At 65.4% G+C, this 21251-nt stretch carries 20 protein-coding genes and 1 other annotated feature; of the genes, 7 read left to right on the forward strand and 13 right to left on the reverse strand.

Annotation, left to right across the window (positions count from 1 at the left end; genetic code table 11):
* The first annotated feature begins 331 nt into the window (after positions 1-331).
* From IEX32_RS08310 to IEX32_RS08335, 6 genes are all read left to right on the forward strand, one after another.
* Positions 332-1324 (forward strand): glycosyltransferase, encoded by a 993-nt coding sequence (locus IEX32_RS08310; RefSeq protein WP_188770386.1) that lies wholly within the window; start codon positions 332-334, stop codon positions 1322-1324.
* A gap of 4 nt (positions 1325-1328) precedes the next feature.
* A complete protein-coding gene (locus IEX32_RS08315; protein WP_229736250.1) occupies positions 1329-2861 on the forward strand; it encodes an oligosaccharide flippase family protein in 1533 nt (510 codons plus the stop codon).
* Complete coding sequence (locus IEX32_RS08320; RefSeq protein WP_188770388.1) at positions 2858-4057, forward strand: glycosyltransferase family protein; 1200 nt, start codon at positions 2858-2860, stop codon at positions 4055-4057. Before IEX32_RS08315 ends, IEX32_RS08320 begins: the two co-directional genes overlap by 4 nt.
* A 128-nt stretch (positions 4058-4185) precedes the next feature.
* Complete coding sequence (locus tag IEX32_RS08325; RefSeq protein ID WP_188770389.1) at positions 4186-5085, forward strand: aspartyl protease family protein; 900 nt, start codon at positions 4186-4188, stop codon at positions 5083-5085.
* Positions 5086-5121: 36 nt separating this feature from the next.
* Complete coding sequence (locus tag IEX32_RS08330; RefSeq protein ID WP_188770391.1) at positions 5122-6942, forward strand: ABCB family ABC transporter ATP-binding protein/permease; 1821 nt, start codon at positions 5122-5124, stop codon at positions 6940-6942.
* A 103-nt stretch (positions 6943-7045) separates the two neighbouring features.
* Positions 7046-7101: a sequence feature (sul1 is cis-regulatory element that is thought to sense ions involved in sulfur or methionine metabolism; They are found in Alphaproteobacteria), on the forward strand.
* A 67-nt stretch (positions 7102-7168) separates the two neighbouring features.
* Complete coding sequence (locus tag IEX32_RS08335) at positions 7169-8659, forward strand: SulP family inorganic anion transporter (RefSeq protein WP_188770393.1); 1491 nt, start codon at positions 7169-7171, stop codon at positions 8657-8659.
* 13 nt (positions 8660-8672) lie between these two features.
* Here the strand turns inward: IEX32_RS08335 and IEX32_RS08340 are convergent, their stop codons facing one another.
* The 5 genes from IEX32_RS08340 to hslV all read right to left on the reverse strand — a co-directional run bounded on the left by IEX32_RS08340 (position 8673) and on the right by hslV (position 12808).
* Entirely contained in the window at positions 8673-8879 is a 207-nt protein-coding gene (locus IEX32_RS08340) for a DUF1737 domain-containing protein (RefSeq protein ID WP_188770395.1), read from the reverse strand.
* Positions 8880-8920: 41 nt separating this feature from the next.
* Positions 8921-9322, reverse strand: coding sequence for a GFA family protein (locus tag IEX32_RS08345; protein WP_188770397.1), 402 nt, complete (start codon positions 9320-9322; stop codon positions 8921-8923).
* Positions 9323-9591: 269 nt separating this feature from the next.
* The gene (locus IEX32_RS08350; protein ID WP_188770399.1) at positions 9592-10650 is read right to left on the reverse strand and encodes an IS110 family RNA-guided transposase; all 1059 of its coding nucleotides are present in this window, start codon (positions 10648-10650) and stop codon (positions 9592-9594) included.
* A gap of 198 nt (positions 10651-10848) precedes the next feature.
* Positions 10849-12150 carry an ATP-dependent protease ATPase subunit HslU gene (hslU, locus tag IEX32_RS08355; RefSeq protein WP_188770401.1) on the reverse strand — a complete coding sequence of 434 codons (1302 nt, stop codon included), beginning with the start codon at positions 12148-12150 and terminating at the stop codon, positions 10849-10851.
* Positions 12151-12247: 97 nt separating this feature from the next.
* On the reverse strand, positions 12248-12808 hold the full coding sequence (hslV, locus tag IEX32_RS08360) for an ATP-dependent protease subunit HslV (RefSeq protein ID WP_308421035.1): 561 nt from the start codon (positions 12806-12808) through the stop codon (positions 12248-12250).
* A 699-nt stretch (positions 12809-13507) separates the two neighbouring features.
* Here hslV and IEX32_RS08365 point away from each other — a divergent pair.
* Positions 13508-14575 (forward strand): mechanosensitive ion channel family protein, encoded by a 1068-nt coding sequence (locus IEX32_RS08365; RefSeq protein WP_229736251.1) that lies wholly within the window; start codon positions 13508-13510, stop codon positions 14573-14575.
* Positions 14576-14586: 11 nt separating this feature from the next.
* Here the strand turns inward: IEX32_RS08365 and cobU are convergent, their stop codons facing one another.
* The 8 genes from cobU to IEX32_RS08405 are packed head-to-tail and all read right to left on the reverse strand — an operon-like array spanning position 14587 to position 21154.
* Complete coding sequence (gene cobU / locus IEX32_RS08370) at positions 14587-15093, reverse strand: bifunctional adenosylcobinamide kinase/adenosylcobinamide-phosphate guanylyltransferase (protein ID WP_188770404.1); 507 nt, start codon at positions 15091-15093, stop codon at positions 14587-14589.
* Complete coding sequence (locus IEX32_RS08375; RefSeq protein ID WP_188770405.1) at positions 15090-16550, reverse strand: cobyric acid synthase; 1461 nt, start codon at positions 16548-16550, stop codon at positions 15090-15092. The genes cobU and IEX32_RS08375 overlap by 4 nt, the downstream gene beginning before the upstream one ends.
* A complete protein-coding gene (cbiB, locus tag IEX32_RS08380; RefSeq protein WP_188770407.1) occupies positions 16538-17473 on the reverse strand; it encodes an adenosylcobinamide-phosphate synthase CbiB in 936 nt (311 codons plus the stop codon). The genes IEX32_RS08375 and cbiB overlap by 13 nt, the downstream gene beginning before the upstream one ends.
* On the reverse strand, positions 17466-18452 hold the full coding sequence (cobD, locus tag IEX32_RS08385) for a threonine-phosphate decarboxylase CobD (protein WP_188770409.1): 987 nt from the start codon (positions 18450-18452) through the stop codon (positions 17466-17468). Before cobD ends, cbiB begins: the two co-directional genes overlap by 8 nt.
* The gene (locus IEX32_RS08390) at positions 18449-19162 is read right to left on the reverse strand and encodes an adenosylcobinamide-GDP ribazoletransferase (protein ID WP_188770411.1); all 714 of its coding nucleotides are present in this window, start codon (positions 19160-19162) and stop codon (positions 18449-18451) included. The genes cobD and IEX32_RS08390 overlap by 4 nt, the downstream gene beginning before the upstream one ends.
* Positions 19159-19737 carry a histidine phosphatase family protein gene (locus tag IEX32_RS08395; protein ID WP_188770413.1) on the reverse strand — a complete coding sequence of 193 codons (579 nt, stop codon included), beginning with the start codon at positions 19735-19737 and terminating at the stop codon, positions 19159-19161. Before IEX32_RS08395 ends, IEX32_RS08390 begins: the two co-directional genes overlap by 4 nt.
* Entirely contained in the window at positions 19734-20750 is a 1017-nt protein-coding gene (cobT, locus tag IEX32_RS08400; RefSeq protein WP_188770415.1) for a nicotinate-nucleotide--dimethylbenzimidazole phosphoribosyltransferase, read from the reverse strand. Before cobT ends, IEX32_RS08395 begins: the two co-directional genes overlap by 4 nt.
* Positions 20747-21154, reverse strand: coding sequence for a DUF1636 domain-containing protein (locus tag IEX32_RS08405; RefSeq protein WP_188770417.1), 408 nt, complete (start codon positions 21152-21154; stop codon positions 20747-20749). The genes cobT and IEX32_RS08405 overlap by 4 nt, the downstream gene beginning before the upstream one ends.
* Positions 21155-21251: the final 97 nt, after the last annotated feature.

Below are 21251 nucleotides of genomic sequence, written 5' to 3' on the forward strand. Positions count from 1 at the left end.
CTGTTCTGGCGACCGCCCCAAACGGTGATTATCACCCCGTCCGCTGCGGTGAGAGCGCCTCTAAATCCCACCACCGATTCCGTCAAACCCTTTTTTCAAAAAATCACCACAAAACACAAAATACACCGAAAACCGCGGCGTTCCATCATGGAACGGCACTCCCCGGCCCCGGCCGGCCGTGCGCCTCAACGAAACCGGCGAGTTCCGATGCTGCCGCCCCAGGGCCTCGACGCGAGGCGTTCCCGCAAAACCCTTTGTTTACCATGGGGGAGTAATCCGGCCCTGAGCCAGCGGGGTTGAAGTCACCCCCGTCGAGAACCGGGAACCACCAATGCCGATGCCGGCCATCAGCGTCGCAATGAGCGTCTATAACGGCGAGCGCTTCCTTGCGTCCGCCATCAAAAGCATTCTGGCCCAGACCTTCGACGATTTCGAATTCCTCATCCTCGACGACGGTTCGACCGACGCCAGCGCCCGCATCATCGGCAACTATGCGGCGAAGGATTCGCGCATCCGTCCGATCATGCGCGAGAATCGGGGTCTCGTCGCAAGCCTGAACGAACTGCTGCACGAAGCCAGGGCTCCCATCGTCGCGCGCATGGACGCCGATGACATCTCGCGTCCGGAGCGTTTCGCGAGGCAGACATCGTTCCTCGCGAACAATCCCGACTACGGTGTTGTCGGGAGCTGGACCGAGGACATCGACGAAAACGACGAGCCCTACCAAGTTACCGGCAACGATCATCCGCAGGACCATGCCGGCTTCATCGAAGCCATCGAGAATGGCTGGCCCCTGATGTGCCATCCCGCGGCGATGTTCCGACGCGACATCGTGCTCTCGGTAGGAGGCTACCACGCCGCGTTTCGGCACTGCGAAGACTATGACCTCTGGCTGCGCCTCGCCAGCGTGGCCCGGCTGGGCAGCATTCCCGAACGCCTTATCCGTTACCGGCATTACGAGAATCAGGTCTCGAGCCGTCACGCCACCGAACAGCAGATCGGCGCGGCCGTGGCTTATCTCGCCTATTGCGAGCGCGCGGCCGGGCTCCGTGATCCGACGGCGGATCTCGACCGGCTGCCCCCCCTCAACGAACTCGATGCCCTGTTCGGGCGTCAGGGAGTGGCACGGGCGATACGCGCCCGGGTCGCCCCCAACCTGCTCTATTCGCGGACCGGGCTACGCGGCGACGGCTTCGACCTGATCTGTCGTTACGTGCGCGAGGGCGGTTGCCGCGACGGCATGTGGCGGACGGTGGCCCGGCTGCTGCGTTTCGGCGAACCGCTGCGCGCCGCAAGGCTCGCGGCCACGCTGGCGACCGGCTGAACGGATGACGACAACTCAGCCTTCCGCGGCCCCGCGCGAACCTGCCGCCATGAGCGTGCGCGGCGCGGCCGTCTGGGCCATGGCGGGGCAGTACCTGTCGTTCGCGATCCAGTTCGCCAGTTCCGTCGTTATCTCGCGCTTCTTCCTTACTCCCGGAGAAGTCGGCCTGTTCTCGATCGCGCTTGCCGCCGCGTTGCTGGTGGCGATCCTTCAGGATTTCGGCCTCGCCCGGTACATTTCCGGCCTTCCCGTTATCGACAAACACGAGATCAGCAGATGCAGTTCGGTCGCCCTGCTCTTCTCGCTTGTGGTCGCGGGCGTCATCGCCCTTCTCGCGTGGCCGGTAGCGGCCGCCTATGACCTGCCCTCACTGGTTCCGCTGCTGACGATCATAGCGGGAAGCTACCTGTTCCTCCCGCTTGCTGTCGTTCCTATGGCCCTGCTTGCCCGCGAGATGCGATTCGACGGGCACTTTGCCATCAATGTCGGCAGCGCCGGCGTCCAGGCCGGCGTGGCGATCTCGCTGGCGGCGCTGGGCTATTCCACATTCGCACTGGCCTGGGCGACCGTGGCGGCCGGTCTCACGCGCGGGCTCATCGCGCAACTTCTGCGTCCCGCGCCGCCATGGCCGCTGCGCTTCGACCGTCTCCGCACGGTGCTCAACTTCGGCACCCGCACCAGCGCGCTCTACCTTACCGGCGCGCTTGGTACACGCACACCCGATCTCATCATCGGCAAACTCCTGACGCTCACCGCGGTGGGTCTCTACAGCCGCGCCGCAAGCCTTTCGGATCAGTTCCGCACACTCGTTTCCGGAGCGATCGGCAGCGTATTCTTTCCCGCATTCGCGCGCATCCGCGACCGCGGCGAGGATATGGGACAACCCTACCTGCGCGTCTGCGCCGGGTATTCAGCGGTAATCTGGCCGGGAATGGCGGGACTTGCCCTGGCCGCCGAACCCATCGTCCGGCTGCTCTATGGTGAATTGTGGATGGGCGTGGCTCCGCTGCTGACGATGATCTCGCTGACCGAGATCCTGCTGATCTCGCTGCCGCTGGTGAGCGACCTGCCTATTCTGCTCGGCCGGATGAACCGGCTGCTCGCCTACAACATGATTGATACGGCAATGTCGCTGACCCTGCTCGCGCTGGGCGCATGGTGGGGCGGCGTGGAGGGGGCCGCGGCCTCGCGCCTCGTCTATGCGGTGCTCTGGCTCCTGCTCTATGCGCGTTTCATTCACGGACTCGTCCGCTTCAGCCTGACCGGCCTTTTCTCGATTTACCTGCGCAGCGCGATCGCGACGATCGCCGCCATAACCCCTCTGGCCCTTACTTATGCCTTGTGGACGACCCCCGACCGCATCGGCTTTCCCACGCTGTGCGCCGCCACGTTCGCGGGGGGGCTGTGCTGGCTCGGCTCCCTCGTTCTGCTTCGCCACCCCGCGTTGGCCGAAATGCTGAGCATTGCCGAGACGCTTCCCATGGTTCGTCCGCTGGGTCGCATGTTGAAGGCGGTAGCGCCGGAGCAGCGGGCATGACCGAGCCCGTGACCCTTGCTACCTGCCGGGTCGTGCCGGAAAGCGGCATCGTGCGCCAGCCCCCCCGCCCGCCGGAACTGCGCAACCCGGCCTATGCCGACCAGTTCGACTGGGACACGCTGTTCTACGATGTCTACCGCGTGGGGCGCCATATCGTCTTTCAGGGGCCGCCGCTGCTCAACTTGCGCGGGGCGATCGAAGACAGCAAATGGTTCGCCTCACGCATGACCGGCCTGTTTCCCCGTGCGAAACTGATCGAACGGAATCGCAGCAGCGAATACTGGGTCCGTGATGGCGATGACAGAATTGTCGTTGAAAGCGTACTCGGTTGCCACGACATCGCGGTGCAGCCGAACCTCTCCGAACCGTTCGCCGGGCGGCGCGTACTCCATACGCTTTCCCGCAACAACGATATCGCCTGGATTCTGGACTGGGTGCGCTTTTACGTGGCCGTCCATGGGGCCGACGCCGTTCTGCTCTACGACAATGCCTCTACGGATTATTCGAGCGACGACCTTCGCGCCGCACTTGCGCAAGCCTTTCCCGACGTGACGGCAAGAGTGGTCGATTGGCCGTTCCGCTACGGCCCGCAAGGCGGCATGGCCGGCGCGGTCGACGGCCGGGAAGCGCCCTGGGATTCGGACTTCTGCCAGACCGGTTCGATGCAGCACGCACGCTTCCGGTTTCTCGGCCAAGCGCGCAGCGTGCTCAATGTCGACATCGACGAACTCGTCCTGTCCGACCGGGGGCGCTCCGTTTTCGAGGCGACCGAACAGACGCCCGGCGGCTTCCTGAAATTCGCCGGCCATTGGATCAGCGCCACCACTGCGCACGGTGTGGCGCCCGGATGCGGCCGACATGGAGATTTCTGGCTGCTCGACGCACGCGAGCAGGACACATGTCCGCCAAAGTGGTGCGTGGTTCCGGCCAAGACCAGCCGCACGCGCCATTGCTGGTCGGCCCACAATCTTTTCGGCGCCCGGCGCAACCGGCGGATTTCCGGCGAGTTCGCCTATCGCCACATGCGCGGCATCTCCAAAGGCTGGAAAGAAGTGCGCTGGGATGCCTGCGACTACGAGCCGGACCGCTTCACGCCGGACATCGATCTTCGCTCCGCCTTCGAAAGCGCGGGGATGCGGGCCGCTGCCTGTCAGATTAGCGACGACCTCACGCCAGCGAGGCGCGCTTCGCGATAGCGTGGCGGCGGCGATCCGGCCCGATCGAACCCGCCAAGGCCCCTCGGAATCCTTGGTGGAACGCCTGATTGATGGTAACGTCAACCTGACGCGCCGACCGGCGAATTCGACTTCCCGGGAGGGATGACATGACAGGCTCGGCATTGGCCCTGGCGATGACACTGGTCACGGAATCCGTGATACTGGGATCGCCTCCGGTTGCGCCGCCTGACGACGGCGATGCCGCCAGCGAGACCTTGCAGGCACAGACCGACATCGAAGACCGGATGACCATCGACGTCGCCGTTCACGGCGACGGTCCCTATCGTTTCCTGATCGATACCGGCTCCCAGAATACCGTCGTTTCAACCTCGCTGGCGCAAGCGCTGAAGCTGCCGGCCGGCCCGACTGTGCGGGTGGTAAGCATTGCCGGCGAAGTCCGGGTGGCGACGGCGAAGGTCCACGACATCGACGTGGGCGCACGTTCGTTTTACGACCTGACCGTCCCGCTCCTGCAGGACCATCATATCGGAGCCGATGGCATTCTCGGCACGGACAGCCTGCAGCACCAGCGCATCGTGCTGGATTTCGTCAAGAACACGATCGAAATCGGCGATCCGCATGACATGAAGGGGAAGCGGGGCTACGAGATCGTTGTGCGCGCCAAACGCCGGACGGGCCGGCTCGTCATGACCAATGCCCTGGTCGACGGTATCCGTACCGATGTCGTTATCGATACGGGTGCCAGCATCACGGTTGGCAATCGTGCCCTGCAGCGCGCCATGCGCGAACGGTTCAAAGGTACCGGAACGCTGACCAGCGTCACCGGGCAGACCCTGTCCGTCGATTTCCAGCTGGCCGGAACGCTAAAGGTCGACAGGCTGAAAGTCTCCAACGTCGCTATCGCCTTCGCCGATGCTCCCGCCTTCGCCGAACTGGGCCTGAAGGAGCGCCCGGCCATCTTCCTCGGCATGCGCGAACTGCGCGTGTTCAATCGCATCGCCATCGACTTCACCACGCGCAAGATCCTGTTCGATCTGCCGGGGTGAGATTGTGTATCGGGCCGGAAACCCTAAATAGCGCGGATGCCGCCCGATACAGCCGTCAATGATCCCGCCGCCCGTCACGACGGCTGGCACACGCTTTACCGGTTCCTGCCGTACCTCTGGCCGGCCGAAAACAAGGCGCTGCGCTGGCGGATCGTCGTCGCCTGTCTGTTCATACTGCTCTCGCTGGGCGCGCAGCTCATCCTGCCTTACCTGCTCAAATGGGCGGTCGACACGATGGGCGCCACGGGGCCGAAGCTGGTGCAACTGGCGATGCTCGTGGTGCTCGGCTACGCCGCCGGGCGATTTTCCCAGGCCGCTTTCGACAACTTGCGCAACATCGTCTTCGAGCGCGTCGGGCAGGATGCGACACGGGCGCTGGCAGAGAATGTCTTCGCACAGCTCCACCGCCTGAGCCTGCGCTTCCACCTCGGGCGGCGCACGGGGGAGATCACCAAGACCATCGAGCGCGGGACCAAGAGCATCGACACGATGCTCTACTTCATGCTGTTCAATATCGCGCCGACGGTGATCCAGCTCGCGGTCGTGGCGGTGATCTTCTACGTCAACTTCGGCTGGGGCCTCGTCGCCGCCACCGCCGTTGCCGTCGTCGCCTACATCTGGGTGACGCGCACGATCACCGAATGGCGCACCAAGCTGCGCGAGCAGATGAACCGGCTCGATGGGCAGGCGCTGTCCCGCGCGGTGGATTCGCTGCTCAACTATGAGACGGTGAAGTACTTCTCGGCAGAGGCGCGAGAGGAAGGGCGCTATGCCCAGGCGACGCGCGCCTATGCGCAGGCCGCGATAAAGAGCGAGAATTCGCTGGGCCTGCTCAACATCGCGCAGGCCGTGGTGGTGAACCTGCTGATGGCGGGCGCCCTCGCCTACACGGTCTGGGGCTGGTATCGCGGGCAGTACACCGCCGGCCAGCTCGTCTTCGTGCAGACCTATCTCGTGCAGCTCTTCCGGCCGCTCGACATGCTGGGCATGGTCTACCGCACCATCAGGCAAGGCCTGATCGACATGGCCGAGATGTTCCGCCTGCTCGACACGAACGTCGAGGTCGCGGACAAGCCCGGCGCTCCGGCTCTCGTCATCCGCAGGCCCTCGGTCGTCTTCGACAATGTCATGTTCGGCTACGAGAAGGACCGCACGATCCTGCACGGCCTGTCCTTCGAAGTGCCGGCGGGGCGGAACTACGCCGTCGTCGGCCCTTCCGGCGCGGGCAAGTCCACGCTCGCCCGCCTGCTGTTCCGCTTCTACGATCCGCAGGACGGGCGCATTCTGATCGACGGGCAGGACATCAGCGAAGTGACGCAGTCCAGCCTGCGCGCCGCGATCGGCATCGTCCCGCAGGACTCGGTGCTGTTCAACGACACCATCGGCTACAACATCGCCTATGGCCGCGAAGGGGCCACGCAGGAAGAGGTCGAGGCCGCCGCGCGCGGGGCCGCGCTGATGGGCCTGATCGACCGCCTGCCCCAGGGCTTCGAAACCGAAGTCGGCGAACGCGGGCTGAAGCTCTCGGGCGGCGAGAAGCAGCGCGTCGCGATCGCGCGAACTCTGGTCAAGAACCCGCCGATCCTCGTGCTAGACGAGGCGACCAGCGCGCTCGACACGCGCACCGAGCAGGACATCCTTGCCACGCTGCACCGCGTGGCCGAGCACCGCACGTCGATCTCGATCGCGCACCGCCTCTCCACGATCGCCGACGCGGACAGGATCCTGGTGCTTCACGACGGCCGCCTTGCCGAGAGCGGCAGCCATGCGGAGCTTCTGCGCCGCGACGGGCTCTACGCCGAAATGTGGCTGCGCCAGGCCGCCGAGGCGGAGCAACTGGGCGAAGCGGCGGAATAGCGGGCGAGAATGGCCCCTCCGCTTCAGGGGATGGGGATTTCATGAACGTAACACCCCACGGGTTGCAATCGTACTCGCAACACGGCAAAGGCCGCGCCACTCGCTTGGACCCGGTGCAATTCCGGGTGGCTATCCCGGCCGCCGATCCGCCGGGCAACATCATACATGTTCAATAGCACACCGCGTGCTGCGCGGCGCATGGACATGTGCATGATGCGGATAATTCATGACTAATACCCTTACCCGATTCCGCCAGGACTGGCTTGGCAACATCCGCGCCGACATTCTCGCCGGCATTGTCGTCGCCCTGGCACTAGTACCCGAGGCTATCGGCTTTTCGATCATCGCCGGCGTCGATCCGGCTGTGGGCCTCTGGGCCTCGGTGGCGATAGCCATCGTCATATCGTTCACCGGCGGGCGGCCGGGCATGATCTCCGCCGCGACCGCCGCGGTCGCGGTGCTGGTGATCCCGCTGGTGCGCGACCACGGCGTCGAATACCTCTTCGCCGCGACGATCCTGATGGGCGTGTTCCAGATCATAGCCGGCCTTCTGCGCCTCAATCTGGCGATGCAGTTCGTTTCGCGCTCGGTCATCACCGGTTTCGTCAATGCCCTGGCAATCCTGATCTTCATGGCCCAGTTGCCGCAACTGATGAACGTAACATGGCATACCTACGCCATGGTGCTGGCGGGTCTCGCGATCATCTATCTGCTGCCGCGCCTGACCACCGCCGTACCTTCGCCGCTGGTCTCGATCCTCATCCTCTCCGCCATCTCGATCTCGCTGGGCCTGCCGGTCCATACCGTGGCGGACATGGGCGAGTTGCCTTCGGGCCTCCCTTCCTTCTCGCTACCGCAAGTGCCGCTGACCATCGAGACGCTGCGGATCATCGCCCCCTATTCGCTCGCCATGGCGGCGGTCGGCCTGCTCGAATCGCTGCTGACGGCGCAGATCGTCGACGACATGACGGGCACCGATTCCTACAAGCGCTACGAGTGCCGGGGCCAGGGCATCGCCAACATGGTCGCCGCCATGTTCGGCGGCATGGGCGGCTGCGCCATGATCGGTCAATCGGTGATCAACGTGACCTCCGGCGGACGCGGCAGGCTTTCGACCTTCACCGCCGGTTTCGTGCTGTTCGTGGCGCTCGCGCTGTTCGGCTCATGGGTCGGCCAGGTGCCGATGCCGGCGCTGGTCGCGATCATGATCATGGTCTCGATCGGTACCTTCTCATGGAACTCGATCCCGAACCTGCGGCGCCATCCGTGGCAGAGTTCGGTGGTCATGGTCACGACCGTCGTGGTCGTGGTCGCCACGCACGATCTCTCACTGGGGGTCGGCGCGGGCGTGCTGCTTTCGGGCATCTTCTTCGCGCAGAAGGTCCAGCGCCTGTTCCGCGTCGAGCGCGAGGCCAGCAGCGACGGCCGCACCGCCACCTACCGCATCTCGGGCGAAATCTTCTTCGCCTCGGTCCACCGCTTTACCGAGCAGATGCAGGTGGACAAGGAAACCGCGCCGAACGTGGTCATCGACATGACCGATGCGCACCTGTGGGACATCTCCTCGGTTGACGCGCTCGACAAGATCGTCGGCAAGCTCTCCAAGATGGGCGCGGACGTGAAGGTGATTGGCTATAACGGCGCGAGCAAAGACATCGTCGACAGGTTCGCCCTGCACGACAAGACCGGCTTCGAACTGGGCACGGTGCCGCACTGAGGCGGCATCGGCGTCACTTCACGACGTCGGCCTCATGCCAGACGACGGCCTGCGCCGCCTTCATGCAGTTCTCGGCCGTATCCCACGAGATCGAGGGTGAGCCATAGAGTCGCCAGCCCTGCTCCAGTGCTTCGGACACACGCTCGCAGAAGGCGCGGTCGTCCTTGCCGGTAAGCAGACGGTAGCTCGGGCGGTCGTCGGGGGTCTGGTATGCGGACATGATCGCGGTCTAGCGCTGCCCTCGCCGGTCACCAATCGAAATCATTGCCCCGGAAAACGCTCGAACTGCGGCAGAGCCTCCGTCCCCGTCATCCAGCCGATCCGCTCGGCAATCTGGATATGGGCCTGCGGCGGGAAAGCGTCCGGGTCATCGAGCGTGGCGATCTGGATGTCGACCAGGCCCGGCAGCACTTCCTCGTTCACGAAATAAACGCCGCTGCCGCAACTCGGACAGAAATAGCGCATCGACTGGCCCGTGCCGTTATAGACGCTAGGCTCCCCGGCCGTCAGGGCGAAATTGTCCGAAGCGAAGGCCGCCCACGCCACCATGGGCGCGCCGGAGGACTTGCGGCAATCTCTGCAATGGCAAAGCGCGGCATGCACCGGCTCCCCTTCGACCCTGTAGCGAACGGTGCCGCAGTGGCATCCACCCTCGTATGTCATGGCGATTCTCCAATGAAAGAACTCAAGAGGGTGAGTGCGTGTAAATTGCGCATTTCCTCGTGGGTTCGGTGTTGTTCCTGTATCCGTCGGCGCCCCTACGGACGAGTTGCAGCTTTCGAGGACAAGCGCCCTGTCCTCGTATCGGCATTGAGCCATTCTCCAATCCGTGACCTTACCGTGTAGGCTTGGTCACATTCCGGTGTTCGGCTCTCGGCTTCCCATTCTCCTTCAGAGTGCGGCTCCGCGATGCGGAACCCACTAGATCACCATCAGGACAGCCGAGAACTTGCAGACGGTCGCTCCAGCGCGTCGCGGCGCTCATAGTCGCGCTGGTCGCGCAGCATGTGGTAGGCGATCGTCAATAATTTGCGCGCCACGGCCACCTTGGCGCGGTTCGCGCCCTTGGTTGCCTTCAGGCGCTCGTATTCGAACTTGAGAGCAGGCTCTGCGCGCACGGCCGGAGTGGCCGCTTCCACGAAGGCCCAGCGCAGCCACTTGTTGCCGGCCTTGATGATCCGCCCGTTCCAGCATTTGCCGCCGCTTGCATAGGTCGAAGGCACAAGACCGGCATAGGCCGCGAGCTTCTTGGCTGAGCGGAAGCGCGAGACATCGTCGATCTCGGCGGCGATCAGGCGCGCGAAGAACTCACCGACGCCAGGCATCGTCTTCAGACGCCTGACCTCAGCATTGTCCGTGCTGAAGCGGCGGATCGTCTTTTCGGCCGCGCGGATGTGCTGGTTGATGTCGTCGATGAAGGCCAGTGCGCGGTCGATATGCTCGCGATCGATGGCCGACACCGACAGCAGCGCCAGCTGGCCGCGCCCGATCTTGCCGAACAGGTCCGACATCTCGCGCAGCGCCCTGGTCTGCTCGGGATAGCGGTCGAAGATCGTCACCACCCGGTTCTTCACCATCGTGCGCAGCCGGACGAAGAAGATCCGCTCGCGCAGGGCCTGGCGCAATTCGCGCGCCGCCTCGCACGGGACGTAGGATTCCGGGATCAGATCGGCCCGCAGCAGATGCGCCAGGATCGTCGCGTCGATCTTGTCGGTCTTGACCTTGGCGTCGGCGATTGCCTTCACCTTCAGAGGATGCGCAAGGACGACATCGTCGCACAGCTCATCGAGCCAGTCGTACATCACCGTCCAGTTGCGGCTCGCTTCCATCACCGCATGGCTGTTCTTGAGATAAGGCGTCAAAAACCCGGCGAGCGAGCTCGGATCGTTCTTCACCTTGCCCGATCGCAGAACCTTGCCGCCGCCGTCCTGGACCACCAGGTGCGTGTAGGCTTTGTGGTAATCCACGCCAATGTGATAATCATAAGACATGGGTGCATCTCCATTGCCGAGGAGGTTCGGCAATCCGTTATACGGTCGTGATGCCACGAGGGGATGCATCCTGGTCTCAACGGTGATCATCTCACCGCTCCGTTCCGTCATCGAAGCTTGGCGCTTTCATACCGGCTCCTTCGCCGCAAAGGCTACTTGAAAAACCGGAACATTCAAGGAACAAATGCGCGCGCCGCGTTACAGGATATACTTCGAAAGGTCCGCGTTGCTGGCGAGACCTTCCAGTTTCTCGCGCACGTAGGCTTCGTCGATCGTCACCATCTCGCCAGCGCGGTCCTCGGCCTCGTAGCTGAGTTCCTCGAGCAGCTTTTCCATTACCGTCTGCAGGCGGCGGGCACCGATGTTCTCAACGCTGTCGTTCACCTGCGCCGCGATCTTCGCCACTTCGCGGATCGCGCCGGGAGTCACTTCGACCGTCACGTTCTCGGTGCCGAGCAGCGCGCTGTACTGTTCGACGAGGTTGGCGCGCGTTTCGCTGAGGATGCGAACGAAGTCTTCCTCCGTCAGCGCCTTGAGTTCGACGCGGATCGGCAGGCGCCCCTGCAATTCGGGCAGCATGTCGCTCGGCTTGGCGACATGGAACGCGCCCGAGGCGATGAAGAGGACGTGATCGGTCTTCATCGGCCCGTATTTGGTGGCGACGGTCGTACCTTCGATCAGCGGCAGCAGGTCGCGCTGCACCCCCTCGCGCGAGACGGAACCGCCGCGCACATCGGAAACAGCGATCTTGTCGATCTCGTCAAGGAAGACGATGCCATTGGTCTCCGCGTGCGCCAGCGCGACGCGGGCGACGTCGTCCTGGTCCATGCGCTTTTCCGATTCCTCGTCGACCAACTTGTCCCAGGCGTCGGGCACTTTCATCCTGCGGCGCTTCAACGGCTGCTGACCGAAGGCCTTGCCCATGATGTCCGACAGGTTGATCATGCCGACCGAGCCGCCCATGCCGGGGATCTCCATCGGCGCGGCGGGGCTGTCCTCCACCTCGATCTCGACCTCGGTCTCATTCATGGCGTTTTCAATAATGCGCTGGTGGAACGAGGCGCGGGTCGCCTCCGAAGCGCCCTCGCCCACCAGGGCATTGAGCAGACGGTCCATCGCGGCCTTGGAAGCCGCCTCGCGCACGGCTTCGCGGCGGCGGTCCTTCTCCAGCCGGATCGCCTCTTCGACTAGGTCGCGCGCGATCTGTTCGACATCGCGGCCGACATAACCGACTTCGGTGAACTTGGTCGCCTCGACCTTGACGAAAGGCGCGTCCGCCAGCTTGGCCAGACGGCGGCTGATCTCGGTCTTGCCGCAGCCGGTGGGGCCGATCATCAGGATGTTCTTGGGCGTTACCTCGTCGCGCAGGTCGAGCGAAAGCCTCTGCCTTCTCCAGCGATTCCGCAGCGCGACGGCCACCGCCTTCTTCGCCTCGATCTGTCCGATGATGTGCTCGTCCAGCGCGCGCACAATGGCCTTGGGGGTGAGATTTTCTTTCATTTCAGTTCCAAACATCCGTTCATGTCGAGAGAAGCCGGGACACATGCCGGGCGCCGTGTCTCGACTTCGCTCGACACGAACGGCTACTGGTCAATGGTCAAATCACTTCAACCGTCACGCAGTCATTGGTGTATACGCAGATGTCCGCCGCGACCCGCATGGCCTTGCGGGCCACGGTCTCGGCATCTTCCTCGTAGGGGTCGAGCGCGCGGGCGGCGGCAAGGGCGTAGTTCCCGCCGGAGCCGATCGCGGCGATCCCCCCTTCGGGTTCGAGCACGTCGCCATTGCCGGTGAGCACCAGCATCGTGTCGGCATCGGCCACGATCATCAGCGCTTCCAGGTTGCGCAGGTACTTGTCGGTCCGCCAGTCCTTGGCGAGCTCAACTGCGGCGCGCATCAGCTGGCCGCGATACTGCTCCAGCTTGCGTTCGAGGCGTTCGAACAGGGTGAAGGCATCTGCGGTGGCGCCCGCGAAGCCGGCAATGACCTTCTCGTCTTCGCCGATGCGCCGCACCTTGCGCGCGTTCGGCTTCATGACGGTGTTGCCCATGGAAACCTGCCCGTCGCCTGCGATGACGGTCTTGCCGCCCTTCTTCACGCCGACGATCGTCGTCCCGTGCCACTCGATCAAGCCGTGGCTCGCCCCGTTTCTATCCATGCTCGCGGATATATGCCGCGAGGCGCAAGGTTCAAGCGCAAGCCGTTCCGTCCCGGCGCTAATCTGACGACAATCCGCGCGCAACTGACCTTGCCGAGCGATTTCAATACGAGCGGCGTGGCGCCGCTGATCGCACCGGCATCATTCGATTTGACACCCGAACGCCCAGGTCCCAGTTTTAGGCCGTAAACTCATAAACGGGCGCCTTCGAGGTTTGAAGCAAAATGGCTCAGCGCAAGGAAAGAAGACGCAGGAATATGTCGATATTTCAAGACTTCTTGACGCGGCGATGGGCCATTTTGGTCAAATCGCTGCGCGACGCCCAAATGGCTTCCATCTCGAACCAAATCGCCCTTGGAAAGGCAACCAGCCTTCCCGGCGGGCGATTTGGCCCGATATGTTCGCCATTTGGGCGCCTCGATGGTGCCGTTTATGAGTTTACGGCCTAGGTCGCTTGAGCGGCAGCGCCGAGGATGCAGGTGCGGGGAACAACAGACATCGCCGATCCCGGAAGGCGCCACACCGAACGGACATTCGGCGGCATCATTGCACCGGCGACCCTCCTGCTCGCGCTGACGGCAGCGGCGCTCCCGGTATCGGCGGCTGCGGCGCTCCTGCCCACTTCCGAAGCGCAACCCGAGGTTTCCCCTACGTCCGGGCATCGACCGCGCGGAGCAGATCGCCACGCGCATTTCGGGTGTGGTTACCATCGAAAACGACATCGAGCGTGACATCTCCGTAGGAGAGAGCGTTCAGTCGCTTGGCGGCCTCTCCCAGAATATCTCGAATTTCGTGAGAATGCTGCCGCTCGTCGGAGCAGCGCTTCTCGTCGCTCTCGTGATCGCCGGCATCGGCTACGTGCTGGGCTCGCTGAGATGGTTCTGGCGGCGGGTGGCACCCAACACGTTCCTCAGCGATCTTATCGCGAGCGCCGTCCGTTTCGCGTTCGTGGCCAGCGGCATCGTCATTGCCCTGCAGATGCTCGGCGCCGGCGCTCTGCTTGGCGCGGTGCTCGGCGGCGCCGGCATCATCGGTATCGCACTCGGCTTCGCGATGCGCGACACCATCGAGAACTACGTGGCCTCGATCATGCTGTCGGTTCGCCAGCCTTTCCGCGCGAATGATTGGGTCGTGATCGATCAGTATGAGGGCCGCGTCATTCGTCTCACCAGCCGGGCCACGATCCTCATGACGCTTGACGGCAATCACTTGCGCATTCCGAACAGCACCGTCTTCAAGGCGGTTATCCTGAACTACACGCGCAACCCCCAGAGGCGTTTCGACTTCGACCTCGGCATCGACGGCGAGGCCGACCCGAACGCCGCGAGGCAATTGGGTGTCGATGCCCTGGGGAAACTCGGTTTTGTCCTCGACGATCCGGCTCCTGCCGCGAGGTTGGAGAACGTCGGCGATTCAAATATCGTCATCAAGTTCCTGGGCTGGATCGATCAGGATCGGACCGACTGGCACAAGGCACGCAGCCAGGCCATCCCCGCAGTGAAAGCCGCGCTCGAGGCAGCAGGTTTCGCCTTGCCCGAGCCGATCTTTCGTCTGCGCTTCGATTCGAGCGCTCCGCTGGCGCTGCGTGACGTCACCGACAAGGTCGTTCCGGCCGAAACAAGGCCGTCAATCGCCGCGCCTGCCATCGGGGAAACGTCGGAGCGCACGGCCCCTGACGATGAGATCAGCGAAATGGTCGAGAGGGAACGGAGGGAAGCCCCGGAGGCCGACAAGGATCTTCTCGATTCAGGACGGCCCGTCGAATAGGCGCGACGTATTCATTTCAGCCGGAGCGGCAAACCTGCCGCGACAAGCACCACTTCATCGACAGTGCCGGCGATTTGCTGGTTCAGGCGGCCAGCTTCATCGCGAAACGCGCGGGCGAGCGGGTTGTCAGGGACGATACCCAAGCCGACCTCGTTGGCGATGAGGGCAAGCGGGCTCCCGCACGAACCTATCGCCTGGTTGAGTTCGCCGAACGCGCGGTCAAGCGCGACTCCCGCCTCCATGAGGTTGGACAGCCACAAGGTCAGACAATCGACCAGAATGGCATCGTATCGCGTGGAGGCCCGCGCAATCGCCGAAGCAAGCTCGACGGGCGCCTCGATGGTGCTCCAGAGGCCCCCGCGATCAGCCTGGTGGCGTGCGATCCGCCCGGCCATTTCCGCATCGCGCGCCTGCGCGGTCGCGATATAGGCGAACCTGCCCGGCAAGGCCTCTATGCGCGCCTGGGCATATCGGCTCTTGCCCGAGCGCGCGCCCCCGATCACGAACAGTGTCTTCATGCGGCAGAACTCCGGGCGAGCGACAGCAGACTGCCGATGTCGAGGTGGCATTCGAGCCCGGCGGCCAGTTCTTCCAGTGCAGCGTCGACCGCATGAGCGTGATCCACGCCGCCGGACCGCGCCCCGATGCGCTCCAGCAGGACGGCGCGCAGGGCAGGCCCGCTCAACAGTCCATGGCAGTACGTGCCAAGTATCAGGCCGTCGGGACTGATCGCGCCGTCGGCCCGTTCGTTGTCGAGGCGCGCAAAGGGCCGGGAAGTGCCCGGTCCCGCCGTTTCGCCCATGTGCATTTCATAACCGGCCATGGCCGCGCCAAGCGCCGTGCCGGCCACGCGGTGAAGCGCCTTGTCGGCGCGCAGTTCGGTTTCCACGTCGAGCAGCCCGAGGCCGGCGACCTCTTGCGGCTCACCCTCGATTCCGAGCGGGTCCGAGATGCGGCGCCCCAGCATCTGGTAACCCCCGCAAATGCCCAGCACCGCGCCGCCCCTGCGGTGGTGGGCCAGTATGTCTATGTCCCAGCCCTGTTCGCGCAGGAACGCCATGTCGGCGATCGTCGCCTTCGACCCTGGCAGTACGACCATGGCTGCTCCGGCCGGGATCGGCATTCCCGGCGGGATCATCGCCACTTCGACATCGGCTTCGAGCTTCAGGGGATCGAGATCGTCGAAATTGGCGATGCGCGGCAGGATCGGACAGGCGACGAGCCTTTTGCCCGGATCGGCGACCAGACCGCGCTCGAGAATAACCGCGTCCTCGCTCGGCAGACGCGCGATGGCGGACATCCAGGGCACGAGGCCGAACCCCGGCCAGCCGGTCAGGCGCTCGATCGCGAGATAGCCATCGGCGAACAGGGCGGGGTCGCCCCGGAACTTGTTGACGATGAAGCCCCGGATCATCGCGGCATCGTCCGGGTCGAGCACCGCGCGCGTGCCCGCCAGAGAGGCAATCACGCCGCCCCGGTCGATATCACCGACCAGCACGACCGGCACTTGCGCCGCGCGGGCGAAACCCATGTTGGCTATATCACCTTCGCGCAGGTTGATTTCGGCAGGAGAGCCGGCACCTTCGACAACCACCACGTCGCAGCGACCGGCCAGACGCCGGTAGCTGTCCATCACTTCGGGCAGCAGGTTCCGCCTGCCTTCGCGGAACCCGGCCGAGTGCAGAGTACCGCGTACCTTGCCGTGGACGATCAACTGGGACGTGCGATCCGCCTGGGGCTTCAGCAATACGGGGTTCATATCCGTATGCAGCTCGGCGCGCGCGGCAATGGCCTGCAGGGCCTGCGCCCGGCCTATTTCCCCACCGTCCACCGTCACGGCGGCATTGTTCGACATGTTCTGCGGCTTGAACGGCAGGACGCGCAGACCCCGGTTTGCGAGCGCCCGGCAGAGGCCCGCGACCAGCACCGACTTGCCGACGTCCGAGCCGGTCCCCTGCACCATCAGGCCAGCCATGCCAATCCTCCCCCCACCAGCCACAAGAGCCCGCACGCCCGCAGATACACATTCCTCGCCCCGCGCATAGCCGCCGGCGAGGCATCGGCCCCTTCGCCGATCCATGGCTTGTCGCGCAAGTGGCCGTCATAGCTGACCGGCCCGGCCAGCCGCGCGCGCAGGGCGCCGGCCATGGCTGCTTCCGGCCAGCCGGCATTGGGCGAGGCGTGGTTGCGACAATCGCGCCGCAGAACCCGCCATCCGCCGCCGCCGGCAATGCAGATCAGCACCCCGGCGAGCCGCGCCGGGATCAGGTTCACTATATCGTCGCTGCGCGCCGCGGCCCAGCCAAAGGCGCGCAAGGGCTCTTCCGGATGCCCGATCAGGCTGTCGGCGGTATTGATCGCCTTGTAGCCCCATACGCCCGGCAGCCCGAGAACGGCGAGCCAGAACAGCGGCGCGACAATGCCGTCGCAGAAGCTTTCGGCCAGGCTCTCGATCGCGGCGCGCGCGACACCCGCCTCGTCGAGCACACCGGTGTCGCGCCCCACGATCATGCCTACGGCCTGCCGGGCAGCGGCCAGATCGCCACGCTCAAGGGCGGCGAGGACCGGCAGGTAATGATCGTACAGGCTGCGCTGAGCCAGAGCCGGCCAGGCGGCCAAGGCGATGAGCGGCCAGGCGGCCGGGCCGGCGAGATGTCGGATGGACATTTCGGCAAGCAGGGCGGCAAGCGCCGTGCCGCCGGCCAGGAGCGCCACGGTCAGGAATCCCAACGAGCGCCGCTGCCGGCCGCTCAGCTCCGGCCGGTTCCATACCCGCTCACATGCGAGGATAATGCGCGCGAAAGCCCCCACCGGATGGCCGACCCGTCGATAGAGCCATGCAGGCCAGCCCAGCGCCCCGTCCAGCGCCAGTGCGGCAAGGGCCACGGGCTCAGCCATGCGCGAGGGCCGCGTCGAGCCGGCCGAGCGCAGCATCGCCGTTCGGCAGGCCGAAGCGCAGCAGGCGGGAGTGGTCCGCGAAAGGGCGGATCAGGATATGCCGCTGCGCGAGCCGGATGAACAGCGCCCCTGCTTCGGAGGTCTCGACCAGCCGGAACAAGGGGCATTCGCCCCGGGGGGCAAGGCCGTGGCGCTTCAGCACGGCATCGAGACGGGAAGCCTGCTCCGGCAAGGTCCGGCGCGTGGCCGCGATCCATCCGGCATCACCATATGCCTCGGTACCAAAGGCCAGCGCCGCAGCACTGACCGGCCATTCACCCAGACGGCGCCGCAGCTGGCCAAGCAGTTCCGTAGGTGCGACCACGAAGCCCAGTCGCACGCCCGCAAGGCCGAAGAATTTTCCGAACGATCGCAGCACGATCAATCGCCGCCCGCTCGCCACATGGCCCGCGATACTGTGCTCCGGCCGGCAGTCGGCAAAAGCCTCGTCGACGATCAGCCAGCCGCTCCCGCTCTCCTGCCGCTCAAGCAGGTTCAGCAACGCCTCTGTCGCCCTCAGCACGCCGTCGGGATTGTTGGGATTGGCAATAACGAGCGTGCCCGGCGCGGCGGGCAGCTGCGCAAGGGAAGCGACCGGATCGGCGTGTTCGAAGGCATCGGCATGCGTGCTGTACGCCAGCGGCAGATGAAGCCCCCGCCCGCCGAGAATGCGAGCTATCAGCCGCAGCCCCGTCTCGCTGCCGGGCACGGCGCAGCACAAGGCCGGGTCGACCCCGAAGTAGCGCGCGGCCTGTCGTTCGAGGCGGGCGAGATCGCCGGGATCGGGTAAGGACCGCCAGTCGATATCGGCCGTCGCGCCTCCCGACCATGCGACAGGATTGATACCGGTGGAAAGATCAAGCCAGTCCTCGCGCGCACCCCCGAAGCGCGAGCGGGCCTCGGCCAGCCTGCCGCCGTGGACGGAAAGCCCGCCGCTCATCCGGCGAAAACCCAGAAGGCCAGCGCAGCGCTTTCGGCCAGTTCGATGCCGGCCCCGTGCCCATCGCCCGATATGCCGCCGATCCGGCGGCGCAGCCACCAGGCCCAGAGCGGGATCGTCGGCAAGGCCAGCAGCATCGCAGGCTCGACGCACACCGTGATTGCGGCGAGCGGCGCTAGCCACGCGGCGACGACCCACACTTTGGCTCCGGCACGGAATGTCGTGCCCATGCCCTCATGGAGCGGCGGCAGTATGAGCGTCCACACCAAAGGCCCGATCCTTGCCAGCATGAGTATGAGCACCAGCGGCCAGGGAGAGTGGTCTTCGAGCGCAAGCCGCAGCAGCACCAGCTTCGCCGCGAGTTGCAGGCAGATCGCGATCACGCCGAAACTGCCGATATGCGGATCGGCAAGCACGGCGGAAAGGCGGTGGCGGTCGCCATGGGCGGCGCCGGCCGCATCGGCGATGTCGCCAAGGCCATCGAGATGAAGCCCCCCCGTCAGCCAGGCCCAGGCGAGCAGTGCCAGCAGCGCTCCCGCCCACGGATCATGCCGCAAGCCGAGCCATGCGGCGCCGGCAATGCCCCCACCCACCACCAGACCGGCTGCCGGAAACCAGCGGATGGCCCGGCCGAAGTCATGCGCGTCCGCCGCGATGGCGGGGAGCGGCAGGCGGGTCATGAACTGCAGCGCAAGCACCAGCGGCTTCACCCCATGTCCTCCGCCCGGAGGCCGATGACCTGCGCTGACAGGTGATCGCCGGGCCAGACCCTCAGGGTCAGCAGCGCGCCGTAGGGCAAGTCCAGCGCCCAGACGCCGCGATGGTCGAGGCCTGTCAGCACAGACAGTGCCGCGCGCATCGCGCCGGCATGGGTGATGACGAGCGTATGGTCCGAAATTCCGCCGATGGCGTCACTTACCCGGCTCCGCAGATCGGACCAGCGCTCACCGCCCGGAGGCGGACAGGCATCGGGATCGGCCCAGAACCGTTCAAGAGCCTCACGCGGCAGCGTTGCGGGCGCGAGGCCGTCCCACATCCCGAAATGCAGCTCACGCCAGCGCGGGTCGACGGACAGGGGCAAACCGCGCGCCTCAGCCAGAATTTCGGCGGAAACGCTGGCGCGCTTGAGATCGGACGTCACGATCCTTTCCACCGCCAGGGCATGTACGCGGGCCAGCAATTTCGGGCAGGCCGCATCAAGCGGGGGCTCGTCCGTGCATCCCAGCAGCAACCCTGTCCTGAGCGGCGGGCCGTGGCGCAGCAGATGAAGAAGAAAGCCGCTCACAGCGCCGCCGTGACCGCCGCTTCGGCGAAGGTCGCCATCTCGTTGTGCGCCCCGAGCGCGGCGCGTACCAGATGCACCGCTACGGCCGCGCCGGTCCCTTCGCCCAGGCGCATGTTCAGCCGCAGCAAGGGGTCCAGCCCGAAATGGTCGAGCAGCCGCGCATGGCCGCCTTCTGCGGAACAGTGCGCGGCGAGGCAGTGATCGGCGAATGCGGGATCGGCGGCGACAAGCGGCGCGATCGCGGCGCAGGCGATGAACCCGTCGAGCAATACCGGAACGCGCAGCATCCGCGCCGCGAGGATCGCTCCCGCCATGGCGGCGATCTCCCTCCCGCCCAGCCGGCGCAGGCTTTCGAATGGCGTGGTGCATTGGGGGGTATGAAGCGCCAGGGCGCGCGCGACTGCATCGGTCTTGCGCAGCACGCCGCCATCATCGATCCCGCTGCCCCTGCCGCACCATCCTGCGGCACCGCCTCCGAAAGCCTGGGCGCAGAGCGCGGCCGCAGGCGTGGTGTTGCCGATCCCCATTTCGCCGACGAACAACAGGTCGGTGTCCGCCGCCACGACAGCGGCCCCGGCGTTGAGCGCGGCAAGGCAATCGGCTTCGCTCATCGCCGGCTCCACTGCTATGTCGCCGGTCGGACGCTCAAGATCGAAGGCGATCACGGAAAGTTCCGCCCCGCAGGAACGGGCAAGCGCGTTGATCGCCGCGCCGCCCGCGCGAAAGTTCGCAACCATCTGGGCGGTCACCTCGACCGGAAAAGCGCTGACCCCGCGCGCGGCGACGCCATGGTTGCCAGCGAATACCGCAGCCCGGATGCGATCGGCGGCGGGGCGTGACGTGCCCTGCCAACCGGCCATGAACACGGCGATGTCCTCCAACCGCCCGAGCGAGCCGGCGGGCTTGGTCAACTGCCCCTGCCGTTCCCGTGCGGCGGACAGCGCGGCGGCATCGGGAGAGGGAAGCCCGCAAAGCGCGGCGACGAATGCGGCGGGTTCTGCAAACTCGATCATTCGCAGACGAATCCTTCAGGCGGCGTGCGGGTAATGAAGTGACCCTTCACGCCCTCGGGCCATTGGGCATAAGGGACGACACCTTCCGCGCTCGCGGCATGGCTGACGGCATACTCGAGTATCGCGCGGGCGGCGGCCTCGCCCGGCGTAAAATCGCCCAGCACATAGCCGACGCGGCCCGGCGCCCGGATATGGACCGCGCAGTGGCGCTTGCAGGCGAAGAGGCAGCGCATTTCCTGCACGGCGACGCCAGCCAGCGCGGATTGCTCCGCCTGCACGTCGCGCATGGCCTGGGCGAGCAGCGCGCCGCCGCGCCGCCCGCCTTCATCTTCGCGCCGCTCAGCGGCGAGCCGGCAGGTGGCACAGACCACCACCGCCGGCCCGGCTTCTACCGGGCGCAGCATCAGAACCTGCTCCTCGGGCCCAGATAGACCGTGCCGCCGAACGCGCTGTAGCCGCTGACGACTATTGAGGAATCAGACACCGCCTCCCCGGCATGAG

It is taken from the genome of Novosphingobium endophyticum, from assembly GCF_014640675.1.
Lineage (GTDB): Bacteria > Pseudomonadota > Alphaproteobacteria > Sphingomonadales > Sphingomonadaceae > Novosphingobium > Novosphingobium endophyticum.

Coding starts and splice junctions, on each gene's coding strand:
- IEX32_RS08310 (WP_188770386.1), top strand. CDS start 332: ATGCCGATGCCGGCCATCAGCGTCGCAATGAGCGTCTATAACGGCGAG.
- IEX32_RS08315 (WP_229736250.1), top strand. CDS start 1,329: ATGACGACAACTCAGCCTTCCGCGGCCCCGCGCGAACCTGCCGCCATG.
- IEX32_RS08320 (WP_188770388.1), top strand. CDS start 2,858: ATGACCGAGCCCGTGACCCTTGCTACCTGCCGGGTCGTGCCGGAAAGC.
- IEX32_RS08325 (WP_188770389.1), top strand. CDS start 4,186: ATGACAGGCTCGGCATTGGCCCTGGCGATGACACTGGTCACGGAATCC.
- IEX32_RS08330 (WP_188770391.1), top strand. CDS start 5,122: ATGCCGCCCGATACAGCCGTCAATGATCCCGCCGCCCGTCACGACGGC.
- IEX32_RS08335 (WP_188770393.1), top strand. CDS start 7,169: ATGACTAATACCCTTACCCGATTCCGCCAGGACTGGCTTGGCAACATC.
- IEX32_RS08340 (WP_188770395.1), bottom strand. CDS start 8,879: ATGTCCGCATACCAGACCCCCGACGACCGCCCGAGCTACCGTCTGCTT.
- IEX32_RS08345 (WP_188770397.1), bottom strand. CDS start 9,322: ATGACATACGAGGGTGGATGCCACTGCGGCACCGTTCGCTACAGGGTC.
- IEX32_RS08350 (WP_188770399.1), bottom strand. CDS start 10,650: ATGTCTTATGATTATCACATTGGCGTGGATTACCACAAAGCCTACACG.
- hslU (WP_188770401.1), bottom strand. CDS start 12,150: ATGAAAGAAAATCTCACCCCCAAGGCCATTGTGCGCGCGCTGGACGAG.
- hslV (WP_308421035.1), bottom strand. CDS start 12,808: ATGGATAGAAACGGGGCGAGCCACGGCTTGATCGAGTGGCACGGGACG.
- cobU (WP_188770404.1), bottom strand. CDS start 15,093: ATGAAGACACTGTTCGTGATCGGGGGCGCGCGCTCGGGCAAGAGCCGA.
- IEX32_RS08375 (WP_188770405.1), bottom strand. CDS start 16,550: ATGGCTGGCCTGATGGTGCAGGGGACCGGCTCGGACGTCGGCAAGTCG.
- cbiB (WP_188770407.1), bottom strand. CDS start 17,473: ATGGCTGAGCCCGTGGCCCTTGCCGCACTGGCGCTGGACGGGGCGCTG.
- cobD (WP_188770409.1), bottom strand. CDS start 18,452: ATGAGCGGCGGGCTTTCCGTCCACGGCGGCAGGCTGGCCGAGGCCCGC.
- cobT (WP_188770415.1), bottom strand. CDS start 20,750: ATGATCGAGTTTGCAGAACCCGCCGCATTCGTCGCCGCGCTTTGCGGG.
- IEX32_RS08405 (WP_188770417.1), bottom strand. CDS start 21,154: ATGCTGCGCCCGGTAGAAGCCGGGCCGGCGGTGGTGGTCTGTGCCACC.